Source organism: Dolichospermum circinale AWQC131C (assembly GCF_000426905.1).
GTDB lineage: Bacteria > Cyanobacteriota > Cyanobacteriia > Cyanobacteriales > Nostocaceae > Dolichospermum > Dolichospermum circinale.
Genome location: NZ_KE384595.1, coordinates 1 through 9,810, shown reverse-complemented (window position 1 = coordinate 9,810; position 9,810 = coordinate 1). Strand labels below are relative to the sequence as shown.

Annotated in this window: 10 protein-coding genes; 4 read left to right on the top strand and 6 right to left on the bottom strand. The window is 40.4% G+C overall.

Features of this window, described 5'->3' with window-relative positions; genetic code table 11:
• Positions 1-142 precede the first annotated feature (142 nt).
• Positions 143-946, bottom strand: a complete 804-nt coding sequence (locus ACIR131C_RS0104550; RefSeq protein WP_028089242.1) for an ABC transporter permease — start codon at positions 944-946, stop codon at positions 143-145.
• On the bottom strand, positions 947-1,942 hold the full coding sequence (locus tag ACIR131C_RS0104545) for an ABC transporter ATP-binding protein (protein WP_028089241.1): 996 nt from the start codon (positions 1,940-1,942) through the stop codon (positions 947-949). It abuts the gene before it with no gap.
• A 267-nt stretch (positions 1,943-2,209) separates the two neighbouring features.
• Here ACIR131C_RS0104545 and ACIR131C_RS21895 point away from each other — a divergent pair, with 267 nt between their 5' ends.
• Complete coding sequence (locus ACIR131C_RS21895; RefSeq protein ID WP_035367373.1) at positions 2,210-2,407, top strand: hypothetical protein; 198 nt, start codon at positions 2,210-2,212, stop codon at positions 2,405-2,407.
• A gap of 95 nt (positions 2,408-2,502) precedes the next feature.
• Here ACIR131C_RS21895 and ACIR131C_RS0104535 read toward each other — a convergent pair whose 3' ends face one another.
• The 4 genes from ACIR131C_RS0104535 to psbB form a co-directional block, all read right to left on the bottom strand.
• Positions 2,503-3,249 (bottom strand): HAD family hydrolase, encoded by a 747-nt coding sequence (locus tag ACIR131C_RS0104535; RefSeq protein ID WP_028089240.1) that lies wholly within the window; start codon positions 3,247-3,249, stop codon positions 2,503-2,505.
• Positions 3,250-3,348: 99 nt separating this feature from the next.
• The gene (locus ACIR131C_RS0104530; RefSeq protein ID WP_028089239.1) at positions 3,349-4,359 is read right to left on the bottom strand and encodes a 30S ribosomal protein S1; all 1,011 of its coding nucleotides are present in this window, start codon (positions 4,357-4,359) and stop codon (positions 3,349-3,351) included.
• 346 nt (positions 4,360-4,705) lie between these two features.
• A complete protein-coding gene (locus ACIR131C_RS24285; RefSeq protein WP_071604841.1) occupies positions 4,706-4,810 on the bottom strand; it encodes a photosystem II reaction center protein T in 105 nt (34 codons plus the stop codon).
• Between the two features lie 98 nt (positions 4,811-4,908).
• On the bottom strand, positions 4,909-6,435 hold the full coding sequence (gene psbB / locus ACIR131C_RS0104525) for a photosystem II chlorophyll-binding protein CP47 (RefSeq protein ID WP_028084883.1): 1,527 nt from the start codon (positions 6,433-6,435) through the stop codon (positions 4,909-4,911).
• A gap of 744 nt (positions 6,436-7,179) precedes the next feature.
• Here psbB and ACIR131C_RS0104520 point away from each other — a divergent pair.
• The 3 genes from ACIR131C_RS0104520 to ACIR131C_RS21890 all read left to right on the top strand — a co-directional run bounded on the left by ACIR131C_RS0104520 (position 7,180) and on the right by ACIR131C_RS21890 (position 9,753).
• Positions 7,180-7,677, top strand: a complete 498-nt coding sequence (locus ACIR131C_RS0104520) for a LysM peptidoglycan-binding domain-containing protein (protein WP_028089238.1) — start codon at positions 7,180-7,182, stop codon at positions 7,675-7,677.
• Between the two features lie 382 nt (positions 7,678-8,059).
• A complete protein-coding gene (locus tag ACIR131C_RS0104510; protein WP_028089237.1) occupies positions 8,060-9,295 on the top strand; it encodes an LL-diaminopimelate aminotransferase in 1,236 nt (411 codons plus the stop codon).
• 80 nt (positions 9,296-9,375) lie between these two features.
• Positions 9,376-9,753, top strand: a complete 378-nt coding sequence (locus ACIR131C_RS21890; protein WP_081677157.1) for a Uma2 family endonuclease — start codon at positions 9,376-9,378, stop codon at positions 9,751-9,753.
• Positions 9,754-9,810 lie beyond the last annotated feature (57 nt).

Sequence of the window (9,810 nt, the reverse complement as noted above, 5' to 3'; positions counted from 1 at the left end):
ACAGGGAACAGGGAACAGGGAACAGGGAACAGGGAACAGGGAACAGGGAACAGGGAACAGGGGTGCAGAGGAGAAGATTTTTCCTACCGACAACGGACAACGGACAACGGACAACGGACAACTAACAACGGACAACTGACAATTACTGACGTTGAAAGCGAAGTGCATCAATTGATTGGGCTGTGAGAAAAATACCTAAGATAATGTAACTGGCAAATAAAATCAAGCCGCTAGTATCGAAAATTCCTTGAATCAGAGTATTGTAATGTTTGAGGAGGGATAAATGACTAACTGCTTCACCAATTTGACCGGGAATGGTTTTGGCAATTAAATCAACAAATAACAGCAAAATAACTATGGCAAAGGTCAGGACTGCCGATAAAATTGTACTATCTGTTAATGAGGAAATAAACATTCCTAATGATAAAATTGCTGCTGCTAGTAAGAGTAGTCCTAAGTGACCCAGTAAGGGAATTGTGGGTGATATGGGAGGAGTGGAATTGGATAAAGCGATCGCTTCAAATCCCATTAAAGGTAAAATCATTGTCAATAAAAATGTTAATACTCCTAATAATTTACCTACGGCTACAGCCCAGTTGGTAACTGGTGATGTGGCTAATAGTTCTAAAGTTCCTCGTTTGCGTTCTTCGGCGTAGAGTCCCATGGACAAAATAGGCAAGATAAATAACATTAACCATCCCATTCTATCTAAAAATGCTCTACTAAATTCGTAGGGAACATCTATTTTTGGCGCAAATTGTTGCCCTTGTAAATCATAGGCAGAAACTGTGACTAAAATTCCATCGGGTCCTAATAAAATCATGACGAAAAATAAACCCGCTAAAAACCAAAATGCACTAGCTATGCCATAGGCCAATGGAGAAACAAAATAACTCTGTAGTTCTCGACGATAAATAGCAATAATATTGGCGATGACTATACCCATTTATGCAGCTTCTCCTTCTTCGATTTCTGAGTTTATATTTGTGGGTAAATTCTTTTCTGTTGTGGTTAATTCTAAGAAAACATCTTCTAGTGTTGCACTAATACGGCGCATTTCATATAAACCAAAGCCAGCCCGAATTAAAGCACTAGCAATTTCTTTTCCTGGTTCTTCTCCTGGCTGTAATATTACCCGTAAATACGTATGATCTTCTAGCAAATGTTGATGGGTAGGCATTGATTCTACTAAACTCACGCCAGATATATTTTGTAACATTTGTTTGGCTAAAGGTGCTTCTCCTGTAATTTCTAATTCATATCCTGCCCCACCTGTTAATTGTGTCATTAAATTTTCTGGGGTATTAGTTGTCACTATTTGTCCGCGATTAATAATGGCAACTCGGCTACAGGTCATACTCACTTCTGGGAGAATATGTGTAGAGAGAATAATAGTGTGTGTTCCTGCTAAACTTTTAATTAAGTTGCGTACTTCTGCAATTTGCCGGGGATCAAGTCCCACTGTAGGTTCATCAAGAATAATAGCTGGAGGATCATGAACGATCGCTTGGGCAATACCAACCCTTTGCCGATAACCTTTCGACAGTTTACGAATAATGACTTGGCGCTTTTCTTCTAGGTTACATCTGTTTATGGCTGCTGTAACTTTTGTTGAGCGATCGCCCGCAGAAACTCCTTTAATCCTGGCTACAAAGTGTAAAAATCCTTCCACCGTCATTTCTGGATATAAGGGCGGTGTCTCTGGTAAGTAGCCAATGCGCTGACGCACAAGCAAAGAATGATCATGGACATCATAACCGTCAATTTTCGCTGTCCCACTGCTGGCAGGTAAATAACCGGCTAAAATTCGCATAGTTGTGGTTTTACCGGCACCGTTTGGACCTAAAAACCCTAAAATTTCCCCTGGTTCAACGCTAAAAGTAACATCAGTAATTGCTGTTGTTGAACCATAAGTTTTACTAAGATGCTCAACTTCAATCATTTGCATAAATCATAATAAGTAGGTTGGCGTTAAAAATTGTCGTTATGACAAGGGAACAGGGAACTCTTAACTGGGAACAGATTTTGGGCAACTTTACTTTTCGTTACTTATGTCGGTTTTTTTCCGTTCACCTACTTAACACCTAAACAATCTTAGCTAAATTTGAGATTTAAAATTGATGAGTTTTCTGTTATTTTTAATTTTTAATTGATTTATGCCTCATTTAAAATTAGTAACAAGATAACCTCCTATGGAATGGATAAAATCATGAGAGTTTGGCTGCTGTGCTTTTTTGTACTGTTTGCTGGGGCAGAGTTTTTTAAGTGGTTGCGAGCTTTTTCTATACCTTTGCCCATATATATTTTAGCGGGAGCATTTTTAGCTGTGGCCTCCAACTATGATAAAATTTTTGGTGATAGACTTAACCAAAAGCTGATAAATCCTGACAAACCAGAGATTAAATAGGATTTGTGATAGCTTGCATTGTGTAACCATAAAAGTCTGGCGGCGGAGATAGGGAAGAGAGGTACTATGTATTATATATATTCGCCGAAAACTTTTCACAGATCCTCTTCATCCAGAATCACCTGAATTTGATCAAGTTGATTAATTACCACATCTGCACCTTGAACATGATCTGCTTTACCAATCCAAGTAATACCAATACAGCCAGCAGCTTTAGCATCATGCGCCATTTGCATATCACCCACAGAATCACCTATCATTAAAGTCGCCTCTGGTGCTACCCCCAAAGCCTGACAAGCTTCTAAAAACAGTATTGGATCTGGTTTACTAGGACCCTCATCAACACCCTTTTCTAGCTGTAAATAATTACTTAACTGATGAGTTCTTACAAATGTCCGTACCTCTTCAGTGGTTGCTGCTGACAGAATACCCAATTTTAATCCCGCTACTGACAAAGACTTTAATACCTCCAAACTCCCCACAAATAAAGGTGAAGGAGTTTTACTAACATACTGGTCAGCCTCATCTATGGCTTGACGGGCAATTTTTAAAGACTCAAACCATCCTCTCCCGGTTTCTGCAATATAGGCCGCTGCTGCAATTTCTGTTTCTCGACGACTCGCTACCGATATTAAACCCGCTGGATCTAAGAAATCACCGTTAATACCAAAAGCCATTAACAATGGTTCACCAATACCAGGAATTTGCGCGTCTATCATCCTCGCTGCTTTTTGTCCTAGTGTTCTTAAATATGATTCAGAATCTTCTAAAGTGCCGTTTTTATCAAATAAAATTGCTTCAATACGGGAAAACGCCGTGTTTTGACATTTAATAGTTACCAAAATATCTCACCCTAGTCATATTCAAGGTAAAAAAAAAGGGGGTGTCCCCTCTTGATCATACAACGATCTCAGTTATAATTACTTATAACTATAAATCTATTATTCTTCAGTCGCTGGGGGAATTTCTTCCTCAGCCACAGCTTCGACAACTGCAACTTCTTCATATCCGGCTTCCAAGGGTGCTGCTTCCGCAGGTGTGGTAATACCTTGCTGTTTAGCAAGCAGTTGTTCCCGATACTTAGCTGCCATTTCTTCAGCCTTGTCATAAACCAAATCACGGTTTTTGATCATGTCACCAGGTTCGGGTTCCAACTGTTTAGTAGACAGTGAAATCCGTCCTCTTTCTGCATCCAAGTCAATGATCATGACTTTAACTTCATCATTGACATTGAATACGCTATGGGGAGTGTCAATATGCTCCTGGGAAATCTCAGAAATATGTAGTAGTCCGCTTACACCACCAATATCAATGAAAGCACCATAAGGTTTGATACCGCGAACAGTACCAATGACTACTTCGCCAACTTCTAAACGGTTCATCTTGCGCTCAACTAGCGCCCGACGATGGGAGAGAACTAAGCGGTTACGCTCTTCATCTACTTCTAGGAATTTCAAAGGTAGTTCTTCCCCTACCAAATCTTCCTTGGGTTTGCGAGTGCTAATATGAGAACCGGGGATAAAGCCGCGCAGTCCTTCAATTCGCACTAATGCACCACCACGGTTGGTTGCGAAAACGCCAGAACGGACAGTAGCATCTTCTGCTTGTAACTGTCGTACCCGTTCCCAAGCACGCATATACTCAATCCGACGAATTGAAAGGGTGAGCTGACCATCTTCATTTTCATCGGTAAGGATGAAAAATTCCCGCGTTTCGTTTGATTGTAAGACTTCTTCCGGGGCATCTACCCGGTTAATAGACATTTCTTGTATGGGTATATATGCTGCGGTTTTCGCACCTATGTCAATCAGAGCGCCGCGCGGCTCTATACTGAAAACTGTACCCGCTACGACATCACCAGGGCTGAAGTGATAGTCGTATTTATCAAGTAGAGCAGCGAAATCTTCGAGAGTAAATCCAATTTCTGTAGCGGTTAAATTCTGATTGACCATGCTAATGTGTTCCTGGTTCTAGTCTCCGTAAAGGTTTTGTCATAAATTGAGTGTATAAGTGAGCAGTCGTAGAACCGTCTGCACTTACATTTCTGTCTTATCCTAGCTTAGAATAGCTAATCTTAACACATATCAACTTCCAGATATAGGATTATATCATATTTAGGGAAGAGGGAAAAGGCAAGAGGGAAAAGGCAAGAATAACCACTAACAACTAACCACTGACAACGGACAACGGACAACGGACAACGGACAAATAACTACTGATGAAAATATCCGTTGCTACTATGATCAGTAACAACGGATATTATTAGCATATATTCCCTTATAAATCGGGAATAACTAACTACTTATCTTTCTTCTCAAACCGAGGGGGTTCGCGGAAGGCGATCGCAAAAAAGAGAACACCGATGGCGAGGGTTAAAATCAAGATGTAAGCAACACTTTCCATATTTTTCAGATCCTGCCTGTTGAGCCAGTAATTTTAGTTGACTAAGCCAGGGAAAAAGCATGAAGTAGATATTTTCCACTTCATAGCTCATCCAAGTTTTAAGCTTCGTTACGGACACGAGTTGACTTGTCGCCCACTTTCTGGAACAGACCCCATTCAACTTGTTCTTCTTCAATTTCCACACCGGCAAATACATCACGGTAGATAGTCCGTGAACCGTGCCATAAGTGACCAAAGAAGAATAATAAAGCGAATACAGCATGACCGAAAGTAAACCAACCTCTGGGAGAAGTACGGAATACACCGTCAGAGTTCAAAGTTTCTCTGTCAAATTCAAAGATTTCTCCGCCTTGAGCTTTCCGGGCGTACTTCTTGACATCAGCGGGGTCTGTGAAGGTTTGACCATTCAAATTACCACCGTAGAAGCTGACAGTCACGCCAGTTTGTTCAAAGCTGTATTTAGATTCTGCCCGACGGAAGGGGATGTCAGCACGAACAACACCATCTTTATCGGTCAAAATTACGGGGAAAGTTTCAAAGAAGTTAGGTAAACGACGAACTGTTAATTCCCGGCCTTCGGCATCGGTGAACACAGCGTGACCTTGCCAAGATTGGGCAATACCATCACCCTTCACCATTGCGCCTGTACGGAATAGACCACCTTTAGCGGGGCTATTACCAACGTAATCGTAGAATGCCAATTTTTCAGGAATTTTCGCCCAAGCTTCGGTCAAAGTAGCGCCTTCTGCCACACTGGTTTGCACACGACGCTGAATTTCTTGACGGAAGTAGCCTTGATCCCACTGATAGCGGGTAGGTCCAAACAGTTCGATGGGGGTAGTAGCGTTACCGTACCACATAGTTCCAGCGACGACGAAAGCAGCGAAGAATACCGCCGCGATACTGCTAGAAAGTACGGTTTCAATATTACCCATCCGTAGGGCTTTGTAGAGCCTTTCGGGGGGTCTAACTGTGAGGTGGAATAAACCTGCAATAATACCAACTACACCCGCTGCAATGTGGTGAGCAACAACGCCACCGGGGTTAAAGGGGTTAAACCCAGCCGGACCCCATTCTGGCGCTACTGGCTGAATACTGCCAGTGAGTCCGTAAGCATCAGACACCCACATTCCAGGACCAAAGAGTCCAGTTTGGTGGAAAGCACCAAAACCAAAACAAAGTAAACCGGATAAGAACAGGTGAATACCAAACATTTTTGGCAAGTCTAGGGCAGGTTCACCTGTGCGAGGATCTCTAAAGAGTTCCAAATCCCAGAAAACCCAGTGCCACACAGCAGCCAAAAATAATAAACCAGAGAGAACGATGTGAGCCGCAGCAACGCCTTCAAATGACCAGAAACCGGGGTCTACTGCTGTGCCACCAGTTACACTCCAACCGCCCCAAGATTCGGTCACGCCTAAACGTGCCATGAAGGGAAGTACGAACATCCCTTGCCGCCACATGGGGTTAAGAACTGGATCACTGGGGTTATAAATGGCTAGTTCGTACAGTGCCATTGAACCTGCCCAACCAGCTACTAAAGCTGTGTGCATTAAGTGTACAGAAATCAGCCGACCTGGATCGTTCAGAACGACTGTATGTACTCGATACCAAGGTAGTCCCATTAACTACAAGCCTCCTGGATAGTTATGTTGACAAAGCAATTTTGTGACTAAGGTTCTAAAATGACGGAAATCGCCAATCATTAGGAATCTCTGAGTTTTTTATTGCTGATTTTGATTTTGGCAATGCTGACGGACTACCATAACTTGATTCTTTTGTCAAGAACTTGTTATGGGAATGTTTGAGCAATCCCTAAACAAAAATGAGAATATTTTAAAAAGTGTAACTATTGATGGCACGCTTTGCAAGCGTTTCCATCCTTGAGGTTACGGAGTTTGTGGTTTGAATGTCGCTATCAGTCGCCAGAAATGCTGATTATAACCTCATCTATCTGGAAAGCTGAAGTTTTTTAAGTCCACTATTCCAGGATAAAACTAAATTGGGGTTTTACCAGGCGATCGCTCTTTGAATAATTACCAGTTTTATTTTAGACTTAGTTTACGCAGGTAAATTCTAGCTATGGGGGAAAAATAGACGCAAGTGATCAACCACAATTATGAAACAGATCATCTCTGGTTGAAGTCAATAAATATCTAATAAAGCATACTTTAATAAGTATTAAAGGAAAATATAAGAAAATATAATTACTTACTATAGTTTGTCCGCTTCATGATCAAGATTTAGATATTAAGCATTAAGCATGACAGAAAAGTTATGGCAGTGCCGATGGTCTGAATTATAATCAGATGTGCAGCATGGGTAAATCAAAAATTGCCCAGAAATAGCATGATTACGGAACTTACACCATGAACACCAAAACCAAAATTGACTGTCCTGTTTGCGGGTATCAAGGAATTGATGGTCATATATGTCCTAGTTGTCATACGGATATTTCTCTAATTCGCTCCTTGGAGGAATTGCCCCAGCAACCAAAATCCTGGACAAGAGAAATCGCCATTTTAATGTTGGTGATAGGTGTTACTATCGGTGCTGGGGGTAGTTTTTTCTCCCTGCAAACAGCTTTGTATACTGCGACTACCCCCCATCGTGTTCCTAAAGTTACTAATAGTCCTACACCCATTCCACAGATAATTACTACTACTCGCAAGCAGCCGCCAATACTAGCCACTTATAATGTAAAATCAGGAGATACTCTCAGTGGTATTGCTGAAAGATTGTGTAATAAACCTACTGATTGGCAATTAATAGTTGCAGTTAACCCCGAATTACAAAAGCGGGAAAATAAATTAGACATAAATCAAGTGTTGAAAATTCCTAGTAGCTGCAAAGGCAAGACCCCATGAGTATAATTTACAGATTGAAGCAAGCTAGTCAGAAAGCTAAAAATTTTGCCCAAAATAAACAATTTGGCATCAATTTTTTGCTATATAAATTATTTTTCGTTTCTGAAAATATGGTAATCATGTCTAACTTGTGAAAATCTGCCATGGTTCAGATACCAGAATGGCTAAATAATTCTGGTATCTAGTTTTTTGACACCCCATTTTTTAGTTTCTAATACCTGTTAGATAATTCGTTGTTTATCAGCTTCATTAATTAGACTCATATTTTCTAGACAATAACTTAAAGTTTCAGATCCTTGACTACTTTAAGAATTTAGGGAGCTTTTCATTCTCGTCCCCCAACTAAGATAGTGTATCATTGTCTTTTTGCTGATAATGTACCATGGCTACAATTAACGACAACTACCTAAAACTCAAAGCTGGTTATCTGTTTCCTGAAATTGCGCGACGGGTCAATGCCTTTGCACAGGCTAACCCAGATGCTAAAATCATTCGGTTAGGGATTGGTGATGTCACTGAACCCCTACCAGAAGCCTGTCGCACAGCCATGATTAAAGCTGTAGAAGATATGGGCGATCGCTCATCTTTTAAAGGATATGGACCAGAACAAGGTTATAATTGGCTCAGGGAGAAAATCGCCACCCACGACTTTCAAGCCAGAGGAGCAGCCATAGAAGCGGATGAAATCTTTATTTCCGACGGTTCTAAATGCGATTCTGGCAACATTTTAGATATTTTTGGCAAAAATAACGTTATCGCCGTTACTGACCCAGTATACCCCGTTTACGTAGATACTAACGTCATGGCAGGTAATACGGGAGATGCGAACGAAAAAGGCGAATATGGTGGTTTAGTTTATTTACCCGTTACTGCTGAAAATAATTTTACGGCGGAAATTCCTAGCCAAAAAGTTGATTTAATTTATCTTTGCTTTCCTAATAATCCCACAGGTGCAACTGCTACGAAAGAACATTTGCAAGCATGGGTAAATTATGCCAAAGCTAACGGTTCAATTATCTTTTTTGATGCTGCTTATGAAGCATTTATTAAAGATCCTAGTTTACCTCATTCTATTTTTGAAATAGAAGGCGCTAGAGATTGTGCAATTGAATTTCGTTCTTTCTCTAAAAATGCCGGTTTTACTGGGACTCGTTGCGCTTTAACTGTTGTTCCCAAAACCCTCACCGCTAAAGCTGCTGATGGTTCTAATGTTGAACTTTGGAAACTTTGGAATCGTCGTCAGTCTACTAAATTTAATGGCGTTTCTTATATTATTCAAAGAGGTGCAGAAGCGGTTTATTCAGAAGCAGGACAAGCACAAATTAAAGCTTTAGTAAACTTCTATTTAGACAATGCTAAAATCATTCGTCAAGAACTCACAAACGCAGGTTTAAGTGTTTATGGTGGAGTCAATGCTCCTTATGTATGGGTGAAAACTCCCCATGGTTTATCTAGTTGGGAATTTTTTGATAAGTTATTAGAAACTGTGAATGTGGTGGGAACTCCCGGTTCTGGTTTCGGTGCTGCGGGTGAGGGTTATTTCCGTATTTCGGCCTTTAATAGTCGGGAAAATGTCGAAGAAGCTATGAAGCGAATTACCGCTAAGTTTACGGTGTAATTCAAGTTTAATTATTTGTGGTGGGTAATTCCCACCCTAATTTTGTTAAACTTAATTAATCAATAATAATAATAAATGCTATGAGTGTAGCTATTCCTGTTTTCAAAGCCGTAAGTCAGATACAATTAACACCTGGTAGTACAGTTAATATTCCAGATGTTAGCTGGGAAGAATTTGAGGCGATTTTACAAGAACTGGGAGAAAAAAGAGCTTCACGAATTGCCTATAATCAAGGTAATTTAGAAATTATGCTCCCTTTACCTGAGCATGAAATTTCCAAAGATCTAATTTCTGATATTGTTAAAATATTGTTGAAAGCTAAAGGGATTAAATATCAACCTTTTGGTTCAACAACTTTCAAAAAACAAGGTACAGCAGGAATTGAACCAGATGCTTGTTTTTATATTCAAAATTATCAACTGATTGGTTTGCGGAGGTTACAACCTGATCATCTATAGTCATTTAACTTAAGAATGAGACATTAAGATACACAATAATCACGGATGATTTCATCT

Coding starts and splice junctions, on each gene's coding strand:
- ACIR131C_RS21895 (WP_035367373.1), top strand. CDS start 2,210: ATGAGAGTTTGGCTGCTGTGCTTTTTTGTACTGTTTGCTGGGGCAGAG.
- ACIR131C_RS24285 (WP_071604841.1), bottom strand. CDS start 4,810: ATGGAAAGTGTTGCTTACATCTTGATTTTAACCCTCGCCATCGGTGTT.
- ACIR131C_RS0104545 (WP_028089241.1), bottom strand. CDS start 1,942: ATGATTGAAGTTGAGCATCTTAGTAAAACTTATGGTTCAACAACAGCA.
- ACIR131C_RS0104510 (WP_028089237.1), top strand. CDS start 8,060: ATGGCTACAATTAACGACAACTACCTAAAACTCAAAGCTGGTTATCTG.
- ACIR131C_RS0104530 (WP_028089239.1), bottom strand. CDS start 4,359: ATGGTCAATCAGAATTTAACCGCTACAGAAATTGGATTTACTCTCGAA.
- ACIR131C_RS0104550 (WP_028089242.1), bottom strand. CDS start 946: ATGGGTATAGTCATCGCCAATATTATTGCTATTTATCGTCGAGAACTA.
- ACIR131C_RS0104520 (WP_028089238.1), top strand. CDS start 7,180: ATGAACACCAAAACCAAAATTGACTGTCCTGTTTGCGGGTATCAAGGA.
- psbB (WP_028084883.1), bottom strand. CDS start 6,435: ATGGGACTACCTTGGTATCGAGTACATACAGTCGTTCTGAACGATCCA.
- ACIR131C_RS21890 (WP_081677157.1), top strand. CDS start 9,376: ATGAGTGTAGCTATTCCTGTTTTCAAAGCCGTAAGTCAGATACAATTA.